This is a genomic window from Kitasatospora sp. NPDC057738, assembly GCF_042798815.1.
Lineage (GTDB): Bacteria > Actinomycetota > Actinomycetes > Streptomycetales > Streptomycetaceae > Kitasatospora > Kitasatospora lactacystinica.
The window spans coordinates 1-20989 of record NZ_JBHVJT010000099.1; the positions used below are offsets into that span (position 1 = coordinate 1).

A 20989-nucleotide genomic window follows, 5' to 3' on the forward strand; every position below is an offset into this window, starting at 1 on the left:
GCAGGGGGGACCCTGTGGGAGAGTAGGACGCCGCCGAACAATTATTCAGAAGAACCCCCATCCGGGATCCGGATGGGGGTTCTTCGCGTTTCCGGAAGTCTCCGGAAGTCTCCGGAACTCAGTTTCCGGGGAATCAGTTGCTCCGGCGGGACAGCCAGCTTCGTCGGCGCGGTGCCGCCACCGTGCCGACGGGCGGCAGGTGGAGGGTGGCCACGGCGCTGCGGATCAGGATGCGGACCCCCTCGGCGGCCGTCTCGGCCGACATCGAGGCGCTCTGCTCCCGGCCGGAGGCCTGGCTCGGCAGGTACGGAAGGCGCGCGAACCCGCCGCGCAGCTCCGGGCGTTCGGTGGCGATCAGGTGCGCCAGCCCGTAGAAGACGTGGTTGCAGAGGTGGGTGCCGGCGGTGTGCGAGACGGTGGCCGGGATCCCGGCCTGCTGGACCGCCTCCACGCAGGCCTTCACCGGCAGGGAGGAGAAGTACGCGGCCGGGCCGTCCGGCACGACCGGCTGGTCGAGCGGCTGGTGGCCCTTGCGGTCGGCTGTCCGGACGGCGTCGTCGAGGTTGATCGCCACCCGCTCGACCGTGAGGTCCGGCCGGTTGCCGCCCTGGCCGGTGGCGATGACCAGGTCCGGCTCGAATCGGGCCACCGCCCGGCGCAGTTCGGCGATCGAGTCGCCGAACGCCCAGGGCAGCCCGGCGAACTCCAGGGCCACCCCGGCCGGCGGACCGGCGGCGACCAGTCGGCCCGCCTCCAGGGACGAGTTCAGGGGATCGCGGCCGAACGGTTCGAAGGCGGTCAGCAGGACGCGGATGATGGCGGACCTCCGAGCGTGCGGGAACGTACGGACCCGATTTGTGCCGTTCGAGCGTAGGGCCGTCCCGAATGTCCCGGCAAGCCCCGTCGCTTTCCGGTGGACACGATGACCTGATTCCTCGTCGTGACCTGACCTCTCGTGACCTGAATTCCCGTCATGTGCGGCGCAGTGCGCCGTCCGCGCGGAGGGAGGTGAGGGTGGGGTAGCCGTCGACGGCCATCAGGAGGTCGGCCTCGGCGAGCAGGGAGCGCAGTACGTGGACGATGCCGTCGGTGCCCTCCAGGGCCAGGCCGTAGGCGTACGGGCGGCCGACGCCGACGGCGGTGGCGCCGAGGGCGAGGGCCTTGACGACGTCGGTGCCCGAGCGGACGCCGGAGTCGAAGAGGACGGGCAGGCCGTCGGCGGCTTCGACGACGCCGGGGAGGGCGTCGAGGGCGGCGAGTCCGCCGTTGGCCTGGCGGCCGCCGTGGTTGGAGCAGTAGACGCCGTCGACGCCGCCGTCCCTGGCGCGGCGGACGTCCTCGGGGTGGCAGATGCCCTTGAGGAGGATCGGCAGGTCGGTGAGCGAGCGCAGCCAGGGCAGGTCGTCCCAGGTCAGGGGGTTGCCGAAGACGCCGGCCCACTCCAGGACGGCCGCCTGCGGGTCCTCCTCCGGGGCCTTGGCGAGGCGGGCGCGGAACACCGGGTCGGAGGTGTAGTTGGCCAGGCAGTGGCCGCGCAGCTGGGGGAAGTTGGCGGTCGCCAGGTCGCGCGGGCGCCAGCCGGTGACCCAGGTGTCCAGGGTGACGACGATGCCCCGGTAGCCGGCGGTCTGCGCCCGGTGCACCAGGCTCTCGGCGAGCGCCCGGTCGGTGGGGGTGTAGAGCTGGAAGAAGCCGGGAGTGTCGCCGAACTCGGCGGCCACCCGCTCCAGCGGGTCGACGGTCAGGGTGGAGGCGACCATCGGCACACCGGTCCGGGCGGCCGCCCGGGCGGTGGCCAGGTCCCCGTGACCGTCCTGGGCGCACAGGCCGATCACCCCGATCGGAGCCATGAACAGCGGGGTCGGCAGCCGCATCCCGAACAGGTCCACCGAGAGGTCCCGTGCACGCGCGCCGACCATCATCCGCGGCACCAGGCCCCACCGGCCGAAGGCGGCGACGTTCGCCCGCTGGGTGGACTCGTCGCCGGCCCCGCCCGCCACGTAGGAGAGCACGGAGGGCGCCAGCGCGGTGCTCGCCCGCGCCTCCAGTTCGGCGAAGGCCATCGGCATCGTCGGCAGCACGCCGCCGAGCCCGCGCAGATAGATCTCGTTCTGGTAGTCGCCGAACCGCCCCTGGAACGCCGGATCCATCCGCTGGCTGTCCATCCGTCGGCCGTCCTCTCGTCCTCGGCCACCCGGGACCGTCCCGGCCGGCGGTGCCGTCCGCGGCTCCGTCGTACGGACGGACGGGCTGACGGCACCCCGGCATTCTCACCGCGGACGGAGCGGACGGCCAGGGTCCGGCCGGGGGTGTGTCACCGCGTCGGCCGTCTCACGGCGTCGGCTCGGGACGGACCCGGTGGCCGTGCCGCCACACGGCGGCCGCGGCGAGCAGGGCGACCGTCCCGCCGAGCAGCATGACCGTGCCGGGGGAGGAGTGGTCCACCGCCAGGCCGCCGGCCAGCGCGCCGATCGAGAAGGCGGCCTGGAACGCCGAGGTGAAGACCACACCGGCACCCTCCGGGGCGTGCGGGGCCGCGGCGAGGAACCAGCTGAGCGCGCAGACCGGGACGGCCCCGTAGGCGGTGCCCCAGAGCGCCAGCAGGACGGCGGCGCCCGGACCGCCGGTGCCCAGCAGCGGCAGCAGCAGCGCCGCGGCGGCGAGCAGGACGGCCGCCGTGCCGAACACCGGACGCAGTGCCCCGGCCGCCCGGCCCCCGGCCAGGAGGTTGCCGAGCAGTCCGGCGGCGCCGTAGAGGAGCAGCAGGGCGGTGATCAGGCCGGGGCCGGCGTGGGTGGTGTCGGCGAGGAAGGGGGTGACGTAGGTGTAGCTGCCGAAGTGGGCCGGCACGATCAGGAAGGTCACCAGGATGCCGGTCCGGGTGCCCCGGCCGGCCAGCAGACCGCGCAGCACTCCCAGCCCGGTGACGGTCAGCGGGGGCAGCGGCGGCAGCGACCGCAGGAGGGCGGCCAGGGCGAGCAGGGTCAGCGCGGCCATCGCGAGGAAGGCCGTCCGCCAGCCGGCCAGGGAGGCGAGGAACACCCCCGCCGGGACGCCGAGCACCGAGCCGAGCGGGACGGCGGAGAAGATCACCGTGTTGGCCCTGGCCCGCCGGTGCTCCGGGACGAGGCGCGGGGCGAGCCCGGAACCGATCGACCAGAACGCCCCGATGACCAGGCCGAGGACGATCCGGGCGGTCATTACCGCCCAGTAGGCGGGGGCGAGCGCGCTGAGCAGGTCCGCCAGGGTCAGCACCAGCAGCAGCGCGCAGAGCATGGTCCGCCGGTCCGCGCGCCGGGTCAGGACGGTCACCAGGGGCGCGGCCACCGCGGCGACGATGCCCGGCAGGGTCATCATCAGCCCGGCCGTGCCGTCGGAGATCCGGAAGGTGGTGCCGATCGGCGTCAGCAGGCCGATCGGGAGGATCTCGGTGGTGACGATGGAGAACACGCCGGTCGTCACGGCGAGGACGGCGAGGGTGCCGCCGTCCCGGGGGCGCGGGCCCGGGGCGGTCGGGCCCGGGGTGGTCGGGGCTGGATGGAGGGTGGTGCCGGTCGGCATGCCGGAGGTCCCGTCGCTGGGTGGTGGGTTCGTGAACCGAAGTCCAGCAGTACGAAGGGGGGTTGGGCTGGCGTGAATCCGACGTCAACGCTTCCTTGCCGGGTCCGCGGCCCGGCCTTCCCCGGCGGCCGGGGGTTCCTCGGCGGGGCGGCCTTCCTCGGCGAGATGGCGGCCTTCGGCAGGAATGGGGCCTTCGGCGAGGCGGCGCTGCTTGGCGCGATGGGCGAGCACGCCGAGGATGCGCTGCCAGGTCGGCGAGGCCTCGGCGAGCCGGGAGAAGATCACCGCCTGCTTGCCGGGCCGGCTGCTGTCCCGCCCGTGGGCGGCCTCCCAGGCGTCCAGGTCGTCGATCAGCCGGTCCACACGGGGGTCGTCCGGTTCCCAGTCGAGCGACTGGTCGCAGAGCAGGAACAGCCGCATCGTCTCGGCGTCGCCGAAGCTGGCGTTCTTCTCCCGGATACCCCGGCGCATGGCCTCCGGCTCCAGGGCCTGGTGCAGGATCCAGGTGTCCCGTTCGAGCAGCACCGACCGCTCGCTGACCCCGAGCGCGCGCATCCGGTCCAGGATGGCGACCACCTCGGGCGGCAGCGCGAGCCGCTCGCCGCTCGCCAGGTCGGCGATCCGGCGGCGGTGCTCGGCGAGTTGGTCGATCCGGTGCCGCAGTTCGGCGTCGAGGTCGGTGATGGCGGCGGCGAACTCCTCCGGCTGCGCGTGCAGCAGCGCGTCGATCCGGGCCAGCGGCACCCCGGCGTCGGCGAGCGTCCTGATCCGGATGAGGTCCACGGCGGCCTGGGCGCTGTACCGGCGGTAGCCGGAGCGGTCGCGCTCGGGCTCGGGCAGCAGCCCGACCTGGTGGTAGTGGCGGACGGTGCGCACGGTCACGCCCGCGGTCGCGGCGAGTTGACCGATCGTCAGCACCGTCCGGCTCCGGTTCCGTTGAGGATTCGTGGCTGTGGCTGTGGCTGTGGCTGTGGCTGTGGCTGTGCGTGGCCGTGGCCGTGGCCGAAGTCTAGGCGCGGCCCGCCCGGTCCACGACATCGCGGATCGCCCGGACCACGACATCGGTCCGCTCGAAGACGAACTGGCTGTGGCCGGTGTCGGCGAGGAGGCGCTGCTCGCCGTTCGAGACCCTGGCCACCATGTCCGCGTACAGCCGCGTCTTGCCGTCGTGCATCGCCTGGAGGAGCTCCTCCGACATCAGCGCCTGCTGGCCGGGGTCGACGCCCAGCGGGGTGAGCGCGATCAGCGGGACGTCGGGGAGGTCCGCCCCGGCCCGCAGTTCGACGGCCAGTTCGGGCATCGAGGCGCGTTCGGCGATGCCGGCGTGGATCCAGCGCTCGCTCACGTGGTACTCGGTCACCGCGTCGCGGACGTCCGCCGGGTAGTCCACGAGCAGTTCCTCGCACAGCTGCCGGATGGCGGGGAGCGCCTGCCGCAGCTGCTCCTCGGTGGGCGACAGGCGCCGGGTGGCGGCCAGGCTCGCCTCGGCGGGCATGTAGTCGTCCCAGTCCCGGTGAAAGGCGTCCAGCCAGACCAGTCCGGCCACGTCCTGCGGGTACCGCTGGGCGAACCCGTGGGCGTACGCGCCGCCGAGCGAGTGCGCGACCAGGACGTACGGGCCGGGCACGGCCTGGGCGCGCAGCAGTTCGCGCAGTTCGGCCGCGACCTCGGCGGCGGTGCGGGGCAGCGCGGCCTCGTCGCTGAAGCCGGTGCCGCCGCGGTCGTACACCACGGCGGTGGTGAACTGCGCGACGCCCTGCTGGACACCGAAGTAGTCCAGGCCGATGGCGCTGGCGCCGGGCAGGAGGACGACGGCGGGCCCGCCCGTGCCCTGGCGGTGCAGGTAGAGGCGGCGGCCGTCGACCTCCTGGAAACCGCCGACCGGGGGGTGGAGCGGGGCGGTGGAAGTGCTCTCGTTCGTCATGCGGCAAGCCTCCAACCCTGACGTAGCGTCAAGGTCAAGCGTTCGTCGCGGGGAGTCTGTCGGGTGCTCGGGTGGGCAGGTTCTCGGGTGCTCGGCTGGGCAGGTGCTCAGGGGTCTCGCCTGCTTGAGCGCCGGGGCCGATGGTCGTGGTGAAGCGGTTGCGGTACTCGGTGGGCGTGGTGCCCAGCCGGCGGGCGAAGGCGCGGCGCAGGGTCTCGTCGCTGCCCAGGCCGCTGAGCCGGGCGGCGGCGGTGATGCTGTGGCCGTCGAGGAGCAGCTGTCGGGCGCGGTCGAGGCGGACCCGCTCGACCCAGCGGGCCGGCGTGGTGTGCAGCTCGGCCTGGAAGAGCCGGGTCAGGTGGCGGGTGCTGACGGCGGCGGTGGCGGCCATCGCGGGCAGGCTGTGGTCGGCGCCCGGGTCGGCGAGGACGGCGTCGGTGAGGGTGCGCAGCAGGTCGCCGCGGGCGGCCGGGGTGGCCAGGGCGGTGGAGAACTGCGACTGGCCGCCCGGGCGCTGCATGAAGACGACCAGTTCGCGGGCGATGGTACGGGCGGTCTCGGCTCCGTGGTCGTGCTCGACCAGGGCGAGGGCGAGGTCGATGCCCGCGCTGATGCCGGCGCTGGTGTGGTAGCGGCCGTCCTGGACGTGCAGGGCGTCGGGTTCGAGCAGCACCCCGGGGTGGCGGAGCGCGAGGGTGGGGGCGTGGCGCCAGTGGGTGGTGGCCCGGCGCCCGTCGAGCAGCCCCAGCGCGGCGAGCACGAAGGCGCCGCTGCACACCGAGGCGACCCGCCGTGCCGGTCCGGCGAGGCGTTCCGCGGCGGCCAGCAGGTGTGCGTCGGGGCCCCGGGCGGCCAGGTGGTCGGCTCCGGCGACGACCAGGGTGTCGAGGGGTTCCCGGCTGTCCCGGGGTGCGGCGGTGTCCGCCAGGGCCACGCCGTTGGAGGCGGTGACGGTGCCGCCGTCCGGGGAGACCAGGGCGGTCCGGTACGGGTGGCCGAGCCGTCCGGCCTGGTGGAAGACCTCCAGCGGACCGCTGACGTCGAGCAGCGTCACCCCGTCGAACACGAGGAAGGCGACCCGGCGCGTCATGTCCGGATCCGAGGCCCGGCTGTCTGTACCGACATGGCGGCAGCCTACGCCCGGGGGCGAGGGTGGAGGAGTCGACCGAACCGCTCCTACAGACGGAGGAACCATGACGAACGAGACGATCGCGGGCGTGCGCATCCCGGACAGTGCCCTGGCCCGGGAGGCGACCGAGCTGGTGCGGGAGGCGGCGTCGCCGCTGCTGTTCGACCACTCGCGCCGGGTGTTCCTGTTCGGGGCGTTGCGCGGCGCCGAGCAGGGGCTGGAGTTCGACCCGGAGCTGCTGTACGTGGGCGCGATGTTCCACGACCTCGGCCTCACCGGGCGCTTCGCCAGGACCGACCAGCGGTTCGAGATCGACGGCGCCGACGAGGCCCGTCGCTTCCTGGCGGCCCACGGCATCACCGGGGAGCCGGCGCAGCGGGTCTGGACGGCCATCGCCCTGCACACCACGCCGGAGGTCCCGCTGCACATGGCGCCGGAGATCGCCCTGGTCACCCGGGGCGTGGAGCTGGACGTGCTGGGAATCGGCTACCACGCGATCTCCGCCGGGCAGCGGGCCGCCGTGGTCGCGGCCCATCCGCGGCCCGACTTCAAGAACCGCATCCTGGCCGCGTTCACCGAGGGTGTCGAGGGCCGCCCGGAGACGACCTTCGGCAACGTCAAGGCGGATGTGCTCGCCCACTTCGTGCCGGGCTTCGAGCGCGGCGACTTCGTGGAGGTGATCAGGGGCTCCGAGTGGGCGGAGTGAGCCGGATCGGGGGTTCGGAGAGCAGCCCGAAGGCCCGGCCGGCGTCGGCCGGCCGGGTTTGACGGCGGGTCCGGCTTCCACCACCCTTCCACTAATCAAATAGTGAAAGGGTACTTTGCCGATGCCCGCTTCCGTCTCCCCGCCGCGAGCCCTGCTGTCCGCAGCCTCCGCGTCCCCCGTTCCCTCCGCTGCTTCCACCCCTTCCACCCCTTTGGCCCCTTTCTCCCCTTCCACCGCTTCCTCCCCTTCGGCCCCGACCACCTCGTCCGCGCTTTCCGCGCCCTCCGCCCGGTTCACGACCCTGCTGGCCCTGCTCGCCCGCCGCCCCGCCGCGCTCGCCTGGGGCCTGGCGGCCGGGTTCGGCGCGCTCTACATCTGCGTCGCCGTCAACCGGCACCGGCGCGGCCTCACCAAGGCCTACGACCTGGGCATCTTCGAGCAGGCCGTCCGGGCGTACGCCCACGGGCAGGCGCCGATCGTGCCGCTCAAGGGGACCGGCTACCACCTGCTCGGGGACCACTTCCACCCGCTGATCGCCGTCCTCGCCCCCGCCTACCGGGCCTTCCCGAGCCCGCTCACCCTCGTCGTCGCCCAGGCGCTGCTGATGGCGCTGGCCGTCGTCCCGCTGACCCGCTGGGCCCACGAGGTGGCCGGGGCGCGGGCGGCACTGGTCGTCGGCTGCGCCACCGGGGCCTCCTGGGGGATCGTCCGGGCGGCGGCCGACGACTTCCACGAGATCGCCTTCGCCGTCCCGCTGCTCGCCTTCGCCGCCACCGCACTCGGCCGGCGCCGGCCGCTCGCCGCCGCGCTCTGGTCGCTGCCGCTGCTACTGGTCAAGGAGGACCTGGGGCTGACGGTGGCCGCCGTCGGTGTCCTGATCGCCTGGCAGGCCCGGCGGGAGCGCCGCCGCAGCCCACTGCCCGGGCTCGCCCTCGCCGTCGTCGGCCTCGCCGCGACCGTGCTCACCGTGCTCGTCGTGCTGCCGGCCTTCAACCCGAGCGGGGGCTTCGACTACTGGCAGCAGCTGGACGGCGGCGGGCAGGGCGGGCAGGCCTCGCTCCGGGCGCTGCCGCTGCGGCTCGGCTGGCCGCCGGTCAAGTGGCTGCTGCTGTTCCTGCTCGCCGCCACCGCCGGCTTCGCGGGTGTGCGCTCGCCGCTCCTCCTGCTCTGCGTGCCCACCCTCGCCTGGCGGCTGCTCTCGGCCAACCCGCACTACTGGGGCGTCAGTTACCACTACAGCGCGGTGCTGATGCCGATCGCGCTGGCGGCCCTGGTCGACGTCCTGCGGCGTTGCGACGCCCGCCGCGTCCGCCGCGCGCTCGCCGTCAGCGCCCTGGTGACCGCCGTGACGCTGCCGCTCTACCCGCTGCACGAGGTGGTGATGCCCGAGGCCTGGCGCACCTCGCCCCGGCTCACCGAGACCCGGGCGATGCTCCACCGGATACCCGACGGCGCCGCCGTGGCCGCCTCCAACCGGCTGGCGGCGCAGCTCACCGGCCGGGCCGAGGTCACCCTGGTCTGCCGGGCGCCGGTGGGCCCCGGACCGCAGTGGGTGGCCGTCGACGTGCGCGACCCGAGCGTGCAGGCCCCGTGCGCCACCGCCGACACCGCCCGGATGCTGGCCCTCTACCGGGAACGCGGCTACCGACCGCTGGTCGAGCAGGACGGCCTGCTCCTGCTGCAACGTCCCTGAAGGACCTCTGTCGGGCACCCTCCGGGGGTCCGGCTTGACCCACGTGCCGCCGTGGGCCACTATTCCACTATTGAACTAGTGAAAGGCCGAAACGCCGGTGATCGAGTACCGCATTGAGCGGCGCAGCGGCGTCTCCACGTACCAGCAGATCGTGCAGCAGACCAAGCAGGCCCTGCGACTCGGACTGCTCCAGCCCGGAGACAAACTGCCGACCGCCCGTGAGGTGGTCGAACTGACCGCGATCAACCCGAACACCGTGCTGAAGGCCTATCGCGAACTCGAACGCGAAGGGCTGGTCGAACCCCGCCCTGGTCTCGGCACCTTCGTCCGGCGCTCGCTCGCCCGGCCGGAGGCGGCCGCGGACGGGCCGCTGCGCGCGGACCTGGTCGGGTGGGTGGACCGGGCCCGGGGGGCCGGCCTGGAGCGCGAGGACATCGCCGCGCTGATGGCCTCCGTCCTGGAGCAGCGCTTCGACACCGGGGTCTGAGGACCCCTCGGCAACACCGAACAGAGAACAGTGGGGGGACCGGGTGGACGACCCGACGACCACGGCGCCCGCGTCGGCGCCGGCCCTGGAGGCCGAAGGCCTCGGCAGGAGGTACCGAGGCGGCTGGGCCCTGCGGGGCTGCGACCTCACCGTCCCGGCCGGGCGGATCTGCGGAGTGGTGGGCCCCAACGGCGCGGGCAAGAGCACCCTGCTCTCCCTGGCCGCCGGCCAACTCGCGCCCACCGAGGGCGGACTGCGGGTGCTGGGCGCCACCGCCGGTGATCCCGGGCTGCGCGCCCGGATCGCCTACGTGCCGCAGGACAAGCCGCTCTACCCGGGCCTCACCGTCGCCGAAACGCTGCGGATGGGCCGCGAGCTCAACCCGGTGTGGGATGCGGACGGGGCCCAACAGATCGTCGACCAGGGCGAGTTGAACCCCAATGCGCGGATCGGCTCGCTCTCCGGCGGCCAGCGCACCCGGGTCTGCCTCGCCCTCGCCCTCGGCAAGCTCCCCGACCTGCTGCTGCTCGACGAGCCGATGGCCGACCTCGACCCGCTCGCCCGGCACCAGCTGATGGGCGCCCTGATGTCGTCCGCCGCCGAGCGCGGCACCAGCATCGTGCTGTCCTCGCACATCCTCCCCGAGCTGGACGGCGTCATCGACCACCTGCTCCTCGTCCAGCGCGGACGCGTCCGGCTGGCCGGCGACCTGGAGGAGATCCTCGACGGGCACCGGCTGCTCACCGGCCCGGCCGCCCAGGAGTCCTCCCTGGCCGCCGAGTCGGTGGTCGAACAGCGCGTCAGCGGCCGCCGGGCCATCGCCCTGGTCCGCACCGACGAGCCGGTGGACGGCGAGTGGGAGAGCGAGCGTCCGAGCCTGGAGGACCTGCTGCTCGGCTACCTCCGCGGACCCGCCGAACCGGCCGACCGCAAGGAACCGAACGAGGTGGCCGCATGAGCACGACCGTCCTGCCCGACCGCACCACCGCTCCCACGGCCTCCACCAAGCCCGCCCTGCGCGGAATCCTCTGGCTGGTGCTCCGCCAGAACCGGCTCCTCCTCTGGACCCTGGGCATCCTGCTGGTCCTGGCGGTCGCCGACCTCCTGTGGATCCACTTCACCAGCAGCCGGATCGTGAGCGAGCTGCACCGGACCGACTGCTACTACCCCGAGACCTGGGACCGGCGCGAGTGCTGGAACCGCCTGGAGCCGATCGACCGCCCGAACTTCTGGTACCTCCAGGTCCTCCAGCCCGCCGTCACCGCGGTCCCGCTGCTGACCGGCGTGTTCGTCGGCGCCCCGTTGCTGGCCCAGGAGTACGAGCGCGGCACCATCCGCCTGATCCGGGCCCAGTCCGTCAGCCCGGTCCGCTGGCTGGCCGTCCGCCTCGCCGTTCCCGGCCTCGCCGTCCTGGCCGCCGCCGGCGTGCTCGCCTCCCTGATGACCTGGGTGTGGTGGACGGACATCGTGCACGGCCCGGCCGCCTTCGACCCGCCGTTCCAGTTCTTCACCTACCCGGTCCTCGGCCTCGCCCCGATCGCCTGGTCCCTGTTCGCCCTGACCCTCGGCGTCCTGATCGGCCAACTCGTCCGCCGCACCCTGCCCGCGATGTTCCTCACCGGCGCCCTCGTCGCCGCCGCCCACGGCCTCGTCCTCTGGGCCCGCCCCCACTTCTACCCGGCCGTGGAACAGATCGCCGCCGTGGGCACCCCCCAACCCACCAACGCCTGGCTCCTCGGCCGCGGCATCGTCCTGCCCGACGGCACCCACGCCAGCACCGACTCCTGCCTCTTCTCCGCCCGCGCCCCCGGCTGCGACGAGGCCATCGCCTCCTGGGCCCGCTTCCACCCGGCCGACCACCTCGTCCCCATCCAACTCGTCGAGGCCGGCATCCTCCTGGCGCTCACCCTGCTCCTGCTGCTCACCGTCTTCCGCCGCATCCGCGTCTAGGGGCGTGCCTGACACTTCCCGCCGGGTGCGCGGATTGTCAGACACGCCCCGGCGTCACCGCTCCGTCGAGCGGGCGACGACGACCCACGGCCAGGACCCGAGTCACCGACTCGGGTCCTGGCCGATGTGCTCGGAAGGGCTGAGTGCGTCCAGCAGGAGATTCGCGTCCGCCGCGGCCGTCGGTCGGTGGTGGGACCATGGTGCGTCCAGGGGTGTGCGGCGAGGCGGGGGTCGGGCGATGGGGGAGCGGCGGCGGGGTGGGCGGCGGCCCGGGGTGGTTCTCGCCGAGGCGCGGGGGTTGCTGGCGGCGGCCGGGGCGGTGGTGGCGGACCACCGGGCGGCCGTGGAGCAGGCGCGGTTGGCGTACGTCGGGGAGCGGGACCGGCTGGTGCGGGAGGAGCTGGGGGCCATCGCGGTGGCGCGGCTCCGGGACGTGACCGAGGGCCGGCTGCGGGTCGGGGCGCTGGAGGCGGCCGGGCTGGTGACGGTGCGGCAGGTGGCGGAGGCCTCCGGCTACACCCTGCGGCTGATCCCGGGGGTCGGGGCGCAGACGGCGGCGCAGGCGCTGGCCGCGGCCGGGCAGATCGCCAGGGCGGTCGAGCAGACGGTGGCGGTGCGGCTGGACGTCGAGCGGCAGGACGCGACGAGCACCGCGCTGGTCGTGGCGCTCCAGCGGCTTGTGGCCGCCGGGCCCCAGACGCGGCGGGCCCGGGAGACCGCGGAGCGGGTCCGGGCCGAGGTCGAGCCGCTCGTGGCGGCCGCGCAGCCGGCCGGCGGGCTGCTGCGCGGGCTGTTCGCCGGGCGGGAGCGGCGGGCGCAGGCGCAGGCAGCGGTCGAGCGGCTGGAGAAGGAGCTGGCCGGGTACGCGGCGCTGGAGGTCCCGGTGCTGCTCGCCCAGGCCTCGGTCGACCTGCTGCGTCCGGCGGTCGACCCGGTCGAGGCATGGACGGACTTCGAGCTCCGCTCGGCCGACTACTACGGCGTGCTCGGCGGGATCGTCGAGGAGGCCGGGGCCGAACCCGCCGCCGCCGAGGGGTTCCTGCCGGAGGAGCTGTCGGACCGGGTGCGGGCCGAGCCGCTGGACGACGCCCACTGCCGGGTCTCGCTGCGCGGCTACCAGGCGTTCGGGGCGCGGTTCGCGCTCGCCCAGCGGCGGGTGATCATCGGGGACGAGATGGGCCTCGGCAAGACGGTCCAGGCGATCGCCGTGCTGGCGCACCTGCGGGCGCGGGGGAGCACCCACTTCCTGGTGGTCTGCCCGGCCAGTGTCCTGATCAACTGGATCCGGGAGGTCGAGTCGCGCAGCACTCTGCGGGCGTTGCGGGTGCACGGCCCGGAGCGGGAGGCGGCGCTCGCCGGGTGGCTGCGGGACGGCGGGGTCGCGGTGGTGACCTTCGACGGGCTGCGCCGCCTGGAGGCGGCCGAGGTGGCGGAGGCGGTCACGGTCGGGATGGTCGTGGTGGACGAGGCGCACTTCGTCAAGAACCGTGCCGCGCAGCGCTCCCGGGCGGTGGCCGCCTGGACGGAGCGGGTGGAGCGGGTGCTGTTCCTCACCGGGACGCCGATGGAGAACCGGGTGGAGGAGTTCCGCAGTCTGGTGGAGTACCTCCGGCCCGGGCTGGTGCCGTCGGTCCGGCAGGATTCGGCGGCCGCCGGGCCGGTGGCCTTCCGCAAGGCGGTCGCCCCGGCGTACCTGCGCCGCAACCAGCGGGACGTGCTGACCGAGCTGCCCGAGGTGGTGCACGTGGACGAGTGGGAGGAGTTCTCGCCCGCCGACCTCGCCGCCTACCGCTCGGCCGTCGCGGCGGGCAGCTTCCCGGCGATGCGCCGGGCCGGGTACGCGGACCCGGCGCGGTCGGCGAAGCTGCGCCGGCTGCTGGAGATCGTCCGCGAGGCGGCGGACGGCGGACTGAAGGTGGTGGTCTTCTCGTTCTTCCGGGACGTCCTGGCGGCTGTGCAGGCGGCTCTGGAGCAGCGGGCGTTCGGGCCGGTCGACGGCTCGCTGGACTCGGTGCGGCGGCAGGACGTGGTGGACGGGTTCGCCGCCGCGCCCGGGCACGCGGTGCTGCTCTGCCAGATCCAGGCCGGGGGCGTGGGGCTCAACATCCAGGCCGCCTCGGTGGTGATCCTCTGCGAGCCGCAGGTCAAACCGACCCTGGAGGAGCAGGCGGTGGCCCGGGCGCACCGGATGGGGCAGGTCCGCCGGGTACGGGTGCACCGGCTGCTGGCCGCGGACAGCGTCGACCAGCGGATGCTGGACCTGCTGCGGGTGAAGGGCAGGCTGTTCGACGACTACGCGCGGCGCAGCGAGGTGGCGGAGTCGACCCCGGAGGCGGTGGACGTGTCGGAGCAGTCGCTGGCGGCGCTGATCGTCGAGGAGGAGCAGTTGCGGCTGGCGGTCTCCGACCGATGAGCGACGAGCGACGAGCGATGAGCGACCAGCGATGAACGACGACCGACGAGCGACGACCGACGAGCGACCAGTGGTGAACGGGGCGCCGGGCGCGGGACGGCGGGCGGTCAGCCGTCCGCGAGTGCGCGCAGGTAGGTGAGGACGGCGCGCACCCGGCGGTGTCCGGTGTCGGGGGTGGGCATGCCGAGCTTGCCGAAGATGTTGCCGATGTGCTTGTTCACCGAACTCTCGGCGAGGAAGAGGAGCCGGGCGATGGTCGGGTTGTTGTGGCCCTCGGCCATCAGGGCGAGCACCTCCCGTTCGCGCGCGGTGAGGGCGGCCAGCGGGTCGGGGCCGGTGCGGTGGGCCATCAGCTGGGAGATGACCTCCGGGTCCATCGCGGTGCCGCCCTCGGCGACCCGCCGCAGCGCCTGGAGGAACTCCTCGGCGCGGCCGACACGGTCCTTGAGCAGGTAGCCGACGCCGGTGGCGCTCTGGGCCAGCAACTCGGCGGCGTAGGCGCGTTCGACGTACTGGGAGAGGATCAGGACGGGCAGTGCGGGCAGGCGGCGGCGGGCCTCGACGGCGGCGCGCAGTCCCTCGTCGCGGAAGTCCGGCGGCAGCCGGACGTCGACCACGGCGACGTCGGGGCGGTGGTCGAGCAGGGCGGGCAGCAGGTCGTCGCCGTGCTCGACGGTCGCGCACACCTCGTGTCCCTCGCTGTGCAGCAGCAGGACGAGGCCCTCGCGGAGCAGGGCGTTGTCCTCGGCGATCAGGATCCGCACGGGATCTCCACTTCCAGGATGGTCGGGCCCCCGGGCGGGCTGGACAGGCGGGTGGTGCCGTCGAACGCGGCGACCCTGCGGCGCAGGCCGGGCAGGCCGCTTCCGGCGCCCTCGACGGCGCCGCCCCGGCCGTCGTCCTCGACCCGGACGGCGATGGCGGCCGCGGTGATCCGCAGCCGGACCAGGGCGCTGCGGGCTCCGCTGTGCCGGGCGACGTTGGCGAGCGCCTCGGAGACCACGAAGTAGGCCGCGGCCTCGGCGGCGGCCGGTGCGCGCGGTGGCGGGGCGGTCGGAGAAGGGGCGACCCGGCCGTCCCCGGTGTCCGGTTCGCCCCGGCCGCCCCCGGGGTCCGGCTCGACCCGGGTGGGCACGGCGCAGCGGGCGGCGAGCGACCGTACGGCCTCGGCGAGACCGCGGTCGGCGAGCAGCGGCGGGTGGATGCCGCGGACCAGGGCGCGCAGCGACTCCAGGGCCTGCTCGGCGACGAGTTGGGTGGAGTCCACCAACGCGGCCGCCTGCTCGGGACGTTGGTCCAGCGCGCGGCGGATCATGCCGAGCCGGAGCGAGACGGCCACCAGGTTGGCCTGGGCGCCGTCGTGCAAATCCCGTTCGATCCGGCGCAGTTCGGCGGCATGGGCGTCCAGCGCCTCGGACCGGGTGGTGGTCAGCTCCTGGACGCGCCGGGCCAGCGACGGGCGGGGCCGGGCGACCAGCAGCCGGCGGGAGGCCCGGGCGTGCAGGTCGGCGGCGGGCGCCAGCACGGCCAGGGCGACCAGCGCGTAGCCGACCCCGCCGACCGCCGCCGCGACGGCCACCGGCCAGGAGTCGACGGTCAGCAGGATGATGCTCCCGCGCTCGTCCGGCAGGAGTCGCCACCACACCGGCGCCGTCAGCCAGTTGACGGCGTGGCTGCACAGGGTGAGGGCGGCGGCCGACAGGGCCGTCCCGGCGGTGGCGTGGGCGAGCAGCCACACCAGGTCCTTGCGGACGGCCGGGTCGCGCAGGGACGCCCGGTCGCGGTACGGGGTGCGCGGCCGGTCGCCGCCCAGCCACCGGCCGGCCCGCCGGCGGTGGAACTCGGCGAACCGGCGCAGCAGTCGCAGGGCCGGCGGCAGGAGCGGCAGGCCCGGGCCGACCGGGCAGAGGGCGAGGACGACGAGCAGCAGGCAGAGCCCGACCAGCGCGACCGCCCCGGTGCCGAGGCAGAGCAGGAGGTGGCCGGCGGCGGCGGGGGAGCGGCGCACCGCGGACCGGACGGCCGACCGGGTGGCCGACCGGACCGTGGACACGGCAATCCTGGTCGCCCGCACGATGGTTCAGCCCTCCGAGCCTCCGAGCCGACTGTTCGATCACCCTAACACCGGCCCCGGAACCGGCCCGGAGGCCGTCACGGGGCGCGGCTCTTCCGCCGCCGTGCCGGACACCTCCACAATGGGGCGGGTCGATCGCGGAAGTGGGGGAACCGGGGTGGAGTGGCTGCTGGGGATCGGTGGGGCCCTGCTGCTCGGGGTGGTGACCAATCTGGTGTACGACTTCGCCAAGTTCGGCGGCTCACGGCTCGGTTCCCGGGTGCCGGTGCCGCGGGTCCGGCGGGCGAGCCTGACGGCGGCGGCCCGGGCGCACGACGTGCGGGCGGACGGGCTGGCGCCGCTGATCACCTGGTCGGCGACCCGGCCGCTGGCGCCGAGCACGCTGGTGACGGCGCACCGCGGGAGGGTCGAGCGCCCGCACGTGCTGGACGCGGTCGGGTGGGCCGAGGAGGTGGTGCGCCGGAGGGCGGCCGGTGCGGCGGGCCGCACCGCGTACATCTCGCGGCTGACGGTCGATCACGGCGAGCACGGTGGTGCGCGGGTCTGCGAGGTGGACATCGCGGAGAGCGACTACGCGGAGTGCATGGCCACCACCGGGATGGGCCGGGAGGACCCGGAGGCGGCCCGGCTGCTGCACGAGGCGCTGGACCAGGGCCTGACGAGCTTCGTGGCCGTCGCGCCGCCCACGATGGTCAGCGCCTGCGTCGCGGTGCGGGACCGGCTGGGCCGGCTGCTGCTGCTCCGCCGCTCGCTGGCGGTCCACACCTTCCCGGCGCAGTGGACGGTCGGGATCAACGAGACGATGAAGTACCGCGACGAGCCGGGCGCCGCCGAGGACTTCTACGGGCTGGTCCGGCGGGCGCTGGAGGAGGAGTTGGGGCTGCTGCCGGACGACGTCGGGCCGACCGTGATCACCTGGCTGGGCTGGAGCGAGCCGGCCTCCTGCTACACGCTGGTGGCCACCGTCCGGTCCCGGCTGGACGCGGCCGAGATCGACCGCCGCCGCGAGGCCTGCCACAGCACCTTCGAGCACGACATGGCCGTCTGGGTGCCGTTCACCCGCCGGACGGTCTCCGAGCTGATCGAGGGCGGTACCTGCCCGGACGGCTCGCGGCGCTGGTCGTACCTCGCGCCGCTGGTGGCCTGGGAGGCCTGGCGGGCGGCGCAGCAGGAGCGGGCGTAGGCCGGAACTCGCCTCGCCGGGACGGGCGTTCCGCGCGGAGCGGGCACCGTTGCGCGCGGGGAAGCGCGGGGAAGTGCGGCCCAGGAGGAACCGGCGTGCCGGGCCCGGCCGCCAGGTCAGCCGACGGCGGTGCGCCAGTCCGCCGGCCCGCTCGCCGGGAGGTGCCCGGGCAGGCCCGGGGTCCAGCGCTTCGAGCCGTCCGGCAGTACGGCCAGGGCCTCGATGCCGGGTCGGCGGGCGGCCCAGGCGAGGGCGCGGTCCGGGCCCATGGCGAAGGCGGCGGTGGCCCAGGCGTCGGTGCGGGCGATGCCGGTGCCCGGGGCGCTGACCAGGGTGAGCGAGGCCAGGGCGCAGGCCGGGCGGCCGGTGTGCGGGTCGAGGATGTGCGCGCCGCGCTCGGCGGTGCCGGAGGTGGCAACGGCCAGGTCGTGGCCGGCCAGGACGGCGGCCAGCAGACCCGGTCGCCGGGGGTCGGCGATGCCGATCCGCCACGGTCCGCCGGCGCTCTGCACGTCTCCGCCGCCGCTGACGCAGTACTGCCGGGAGCCGGAGGAGCGCAGCAGGGCGGCCGCCTGCCCGACCGCCCAGCCCTTGACCCAGCCGCTGGGGTCGAGCCGGCCGCCCGGCCGCTCGGTGAAGTAGCCGTCGGTCTCGGCGGCCACCTCCCGGCAGGCGGCCAGGACGGTGCGGACCTCCGGATCGCAGTCGTCCAGGGCGAGTTCGCCCCGGTCGAGGCGGCTGATGTCGCTGTCCGGCCGGTACGTCGAGAACACCGCGTCGATGCGGTGCAGCCGTTCCGCGATCCGTTCCAGCGCGGCCGGGGTCCCGGGGGCGGGGTCGCGCACGGTGACCGAGAAGACGGTGCCCATCACGGGCTCGGCGTGGCGCAGCACGGGCGCCTCAGCCCTTGGCCCGGTCGAGGGCGCTCTGCAGGGACCGGACGTAGCCGTCGCTGGTGTACGTCGCGCCGCTGACCACGTCGATCCGGGCGCTCTGCGCGGCTATCGCCTCCTGGTTGAGGACCGGTAGCGCGGAGGTGTTGATCTCGCGGTCGCGCCGTTCGGCGCTCGGGTACTTGACCACGTCGACGGCGGTGATCCTGCTGCCGGCCAGGGTGACCTGGACCTGCACCGGGCCGTAGCGGGTGTTGACGGTGTCCCCGCTGACCTTCCGGGTGGCGCCCGCGGCGGGTGCGGGTGCGGGTGCGGGTGCGGACGCGGAGGCGGGTGCGGAGGCGGAGGGCGCCGGGGCGTTCGACGGTGCCGAGACCTCGGACCCGGTGCCGGAGTCGGTGCCGGAGCCGGCGGCGGTGCCCTGGCCGGCGCCGGTGCCCGGCCCCGAGCCGATCACCGGGGCGGGCCCGGCGGCCTCGTGCGGTTTGAGGGACAGCAGCAGGACCACCCCGGCCGCGGTGGCGGCGCTGGTGACGACGGCTCGGCGCATGGAATGGACGCTCCTCGGGTGCTCGGGTGCTCGGGGGCGAGCCGAACGGGCTCAGAAGGAAAGGCTTCAGAAGGAGAAGCTCTCGTGGTGGATGCGCCCCGGCCGCACCCCCGCCGCCCGCAGCGCGCGGACGGCCTCCTCGGTCAGGGCGTCCGGGCCGCACAGGTAGACCTCGTGCTCGGCGAGGTCCGGGACCAGCCGGGCCAGCGCGGCCCCGAGGTCGCCGACCTGCTCGCGCGGGCCGAGCAACTCGTGCACCGCCGCGCCGCGCCGCCGGGCGACCTCGGCCAGTTCCGCCCGGAACAGCACGTCCTGCGGCCGCCGGGCCCGCTGGATCAGCGTCAGCTCGCCCGGCAGGGTTTCGAACAGGGCGCGCAGCGGGGTGATCCCCACCCCGGCGCCGAGCAGCAGCACCCGGCGCTGCCGCAGCCCCCGCCCGGTGAACGCCCCGTACGGGCCCTCGGCGCGCACCCGGGTTCCCGGGCGCAGGGCGGCCACCGCGGCGCTGTGCCCGCCGAGGTCCTTGACGGTGAAGCGCAGGAAGTGCGGGTGCGGCGGCGCGGACAGCGAGTACGGGTTGGCGGCCCACCGCAGCCCGGGCGCCTGGAACTGGAGCCGGAAGAACTGGCCGGGCTCGGCGCGGAGTTCGTCCAGCCGCCGCCCGCGCAGGAACAGCGACACCACCCCGGGGCCCTCCGGCCGTACCTCGGCGACGGTCAGGCCGTGCCGCCGGTCGAGCAGCCACGGCCGCAGCAGCCGGTACCAGCCGAGCAGCGCCGCGGTGCCGAAGTAGAGCGCGTACCAGGCCGCCCGGCCGGGGCCGCCACCGAGGTCGGCGCCGGTCGCCAGCTGGTGGGCGAAGGCCAGCGCCACCGTGAGGTAGGTCGCCAGGTGCAGGTAGTACCAGGCCTCGTACGGGAGACGGCGGCGCGCGATCCGGGCGGAGACGGCGCCGGTGCCGAGCAGCAGCAGGGTGCCCAGGGTGGCCTTGAGCATCTCGGGGTAGTGGAGGACGATCTCCACGCCCTCGCCGATCGGCCCGCGTCCGTCGGTCAGCGCGTAGCCCTGGACGACCGTCAGCACGTGCACCGTGACCAGGGCCACCGTCCAGCGCCCGCCGAAGGCGTGCCAGCGCGCCAGCCGGTCGGCGCCGACCCCGCGCTCCACCGGCGGCAGCCGGGCCATCAGCAGGAGCAGCACCGGCGCGGCACCGCCGGCCAGCAGCCCGGTGATCCGGCCGGCGCCGGTCAGCCAGCCGTCCGCGCCGACCACGGCCGGGGTGCCCGTCCACCACAGCGCGAGCACGCCGAGCACGCCCGCGGCGATCAGGCCGAGCGCCGCTCGCGGGTCGAGGGCGAACGGCGGACGCGGCGCCGCCCGGTGGCCCGGGCGTTCGGGTGCCCGCCGGGGCCCGGGCCGCGGCTTCGGGGCGGCGGCAGTGGTCATCGGATCCTCCTCGGAGCCCGGCGGCGAGTGCCGCCGAGGCCGTCCACGATCGCACCGCAAGCTCTGAGCGGGCTCTGAACCGGGCCGGCCCCGGCGCCCGCCGGTGAGTGGAAAAGGGCAGGTCAGGGCAAGTGTGTCGGCTTGCGAACCGTTCTCCGGGGTCTCACCGGTTTCTCATCGGGACCGGCCAGGATGACCACCGCGCAGCACCCGACGCGAGGAGCCCCATGGACGAGACCGCCGACCGCCCGGACTGGCGGGTCCTGGTCGTCGACGACGAACCGGACCTGGTCGAGGTGGTCTGCGGAGCCGTCCGCTACGAGGGCTGGCAGGCCCGCGGCGTGACCACCGGCCTGGCCGCCGTCGAGGCCGCCGCGGCCTGGCGGCCGCACGCCGTGGTGCTCGACGTGATGCTGCCCGACCTGGACGGCCTGGAGGTGCTGCGCCGCGTCCACGCCGAGCAGCCCGAGGTGCGGGTGCTCTTCCTGACCGCCCGGGACGCCGTCGAGGAACGGATCGCCGGCATCGCGGCCGGCGGCGACGACTACGTGACCAAGCCGTTCAGCCTGGCCGAGGTGGTGGTCCGGCTGCGCGGACTGCTGCGCCGGGCCGCCCCGCCCGCCGCGGCCGGGCAGCCGCCGCCGCACGCGCTGGTGCTCGGCGACCTCGTGCTGGACGACCGGGCCCGCGAGGTCACCCGGGGTGGGGAGACGGTCGAGCTGAGCCCGACCGAGTACGCGCTGCTCGCCCACCTGATGCGCCATCCCCGGCAGGTGCTCAGCAAGGCGCAGATCCTGGACGCCGTCTGGTCGTACGACTTCGGCGGGCAGGCGCACATCGTGGAGCTGTACATCAGCTACCTGCGCAAGAAGGTGGACGCGGGCCGCAGCCCGATGATCCACACGGTGCGCGGCGCGGGGTACCTGATCAAGGCCGCGACATGAAGCCCCGCACGGGGCGCTCCCGTCCACGGCCGGCCC

At 74.9% G+C, this 20989-nt stretch carries 19 protein-coding genes; 8 read left to right on the plus strand and 11 right to left on the minus strand.

Going from position 1 to position 20989, the window contains the following annotated elements; all coding sequences use genetic code 11:
* Positions 1 to 133 precede the first annotated feature (133 nt).
* The 6 genes from pcp to ACFVGO_RS35710 all read right to left on the minus strand — a co-directional run bounded on the left by pcp (position 134) and on the right by ACFVGO_RS35710 (position 6575).
* On the minus strand, positions 134 to 817 hold the full coding sequence (pcp, locus tag ACFVGO_RS35685; protein WP_380636312.1) for a pyroglutamyl-peptidase I: 684 nt from the start codon (positions 815 to 817) through the stop codon (positions 134 to 136).
* Between the two features lie 154 nt (positions 818 to 971).
* Positions 972 to 2165, minus strand: a complete 1194-nt coding sequence (locus tag ACFVGO_RS35690; protein WP_380636279.1) for an alpha-hydroxy-acid oxidizing protein — start codon at positions 2163 to 2165, stop codon at positions 972 to 974.
* A 166-nt stretch (positions 2166 to 2331) separates the two neighbouring features.
* On the minus strand, positions 2332 to 3561 hold the full coding sequence (locus ACFVGO_RS35695; RefSeq protein ID WP_380636281.1) for an MFS transporter: 1230 nt from the start codon (positions 3559 to 3561) through the stop codon (positions 2332 to 2334).
* Between the two features lie 84 nt (positions 3562 to 3645).
* Positions 3646 to 4479 (minus strand): MerR family transcriptional regulator, encoded by an 834-nt coding sequence (locus tag ACFVGO_RS35700; RefSeq protein WP_380636283.1) that lies wholly within the window; start codon positions 4477 to 4479, stop codon positions 3646 to 3648.
* A gap of 91 nt (positions 4480 to 4570) precedes the next feature.
* On the minus strand, positions 4571 to 5485 hold the full coding sequence (locus tag ACFVGO_RS35705) for an alpha/beta hydrolase (RefSeq protein ID WP_359910886.1): 915 nt from the start codon (positions 5483 to 5485) through the stop codon (positions 4571 to 4573).
* Positions 5486 to 5519: 34 nt separating this feature from the next.
* A complete protein-coding gene (locus tag ACFVGO_RS35710) occupies positions 5520 to 6575 on the minus strand; it encodes a GlxA family transcriptional regulator (RefSeq protein WP_380636285.1) in 1056 nt (351 codons plus the stop codon).
* Positions 6576 to 6678: 103 nt separating this feature from the next.
* On the opposite strand from ACFVGO_RS35710, the gene ACFVGO_RS35715 reads away from it, so the two are divergent.
* The 6 genes from ACFVGO_RS35715 (at position 6679) to ACFVGO_RS35740 (ending at position 13863) form a co-directional block, all read left to right on the plus strand.
* The gene (locus ACFVGO_RS35715) at positions 6679 to 7320 is read left to right on the plus strand and encodes an HD domain-containing protein (protein WP_380355943.1); all 642 of its coding nucleotides are present in this window, start codon (positions 6679 to 6681) and stop codon (positions 7318 to 7320) included.
* Positions 7321 to 7531: 211 nt separating this feature from the next.
* Positions 7532 to 9013, plus strand: coding sequence for a DUF2079 domain-containing protein (locus ACFVGO_RS35720; RefSeq protein WP_380636287.1), 1482 nt, complete (start codon positions 7532 to 7534; stop codon positions 9011 to 9013).
* 97 nt (positions 9014 to 9110) lie between these two features.
* Positions 9111 to 9500 (plus strand): GntR family transcriptional regulator, encoded by a 390-nt coding sequence (locus tag ACFVGO_RS35725; protein ID WP_380355937.1) that lies wholly within the window; start codon positions 9111 to 9113, stop codon positions 9498 to 9500.
* A gap of 43 nt (positions 9501 to 9543) precedes the next feature.
* Positions 9544 to 10458 (plus strand): ABC transporter ATP-binding protein, encoded by a 915-nt coding sequence (locus ACFVGO_RS35730; protein ID WP_359910871.1) that lies wholly within the window; start codon positions 9544 to 9546, stop codon positions 10456 to 10458.
* The gene (locus ACFVGO_RS35735) at positions 10455 to 11450 is read left to right on the plus strand and encodes a hypothetical protein (protein ID WP_380355933.1); all 996 of its coding nucleotides are present in this window, start codon (positions 10455 to 10457) and stop codon (positions 11448 to 11450) included. The genes ACFVGO_RS35730 and ACFVGO_RS35735 overlap by 4 nt, the downstream gene beginning before the upstream one ends.
* A gap of 238 nt (positions 11451 to 11688) precedes the next feature.
* A complete protein-coding gene (locus ACFVGO_RS35740; RefSeq protein WP_380355930.1) occupies positions 11689 to 13863 on the plus strand; it encodes a DEAD/DEAH box helicase in 2175 nt (724 codons plus the stop codon).
* A gap of 107 nt (positions 13864 to 13970) precedes the next feature.
* Here the strand turns inward: ACFVGO_RS35740 and ACFVGO_RS35745 are convergent, their stop codons facing one another.
* Together ACFVGO_RS35745 and ACFVGO_RS35750 are read right to left on the minus strand one after the other, a co-directional pair.
* Positions 13971 to 14627, minus strand: a complete 657-nt coding sequence (locus tag ACFVGO_RS35745; protein WP_359910863.1) for a response regulator transcription factor — start codon at positions 14625 to 14627, stop codon at positions 13971 to 13973.
* The gene (locus ACFVGO_RS35750; protein WP_380636291.1) at positions 14615 to 15916 is read right to left on the minus strand and encodes a sensor domain-containing protein; all 1302 of its coding nucleotides are present in this window, start codon (positions 15914 to 15916) and stop codon (positions 14615 to 14617) included. The genes ACFVGO_RS35745 and ACFVGO_RS35750 overlap by 13 nt, the downstream gene beginning before the upstream one ends.
* 178 nt (positions 15917 to 16094) lie before the next feature.
* Between ACFVGO_RS35750 and ACFVGO_RS35755 the strand changes: the two genes are divergently transcribed.
* Positions 16095 to 17120, plus strand: a complete 1026-nt coding sequence (locus tag ACFVGO_RS35755) for a hypothetical protein (RefSeq protein ID WP_359910857.1) — start codon at positions 16095 to 16097, stop codon at positions 17118 to 17120.
* Positions 17121 to 17236: 116 nt separating this feature from the next.
* Here ACFVGO_RS35755 and ACFVGO_RS35760 read toward each other — a convergent pair whose 3' ends face one another.
* From ACFVGO_RS35760 to ACFVGO_RS35770, 3 genes are all read right to left on the minus strand, one after another.
* Positions 17237 to 17989: an FAD:protein FMN transferase gene (locus tag ACFVGO_RS35760; protein ID WP_380636314.1), complete on the minus strand. Its 753-nt coding sequence runs from the start codon at positions 17987 to 17989 to the stop codon at positions 17237 to 17239.
* Between the two features lie 31 nt (positions 17990 to 18020).
* Positions 18021 to 18563 (minus strand): FMN-binding protein, encoded by a 543-nt coding sequence (locus tag ACFVGO_RS35765; RefSeq protein ID WP_380636293.1) that lies wholly within the window; start codon positions 18561 to 18563, stop codon positions 18021 to 18023.
* A 66-nt stretch (positions 18564 to 18629) separates the two neighbouring features.
* On the minus strand, positions 18630 to 20009 hold the full coding sequence (locus tag ACFVGO_RS35770) for a ferric reductase-like transmembrane domain-containing protein (protein WP_380636295.1): 1380 nt from the start codon (positions 20007 to 20009) through the stop codon (positions 18630 to 18632).
* A gap of 227 nt (positions 20010 to 20236) precedes the next feature.
* Between ACFVGO_RS35770 and ACFVGO_RS35775 the strand changes: the two genes are divergently transcribed.
* Complete coding sequence (locus ACFVGO_RS35775) at positions 20237 to 20953, plus strand: response regulator transcription factor (protein ID WP_380355920.1); 717 nt, start codon at positions 20237 to 20239, stop codon at positions 20951 to 20953.
* The last annotated feature ends 36 nt before the right edge of the window (positions 20954 to 20989 follow it).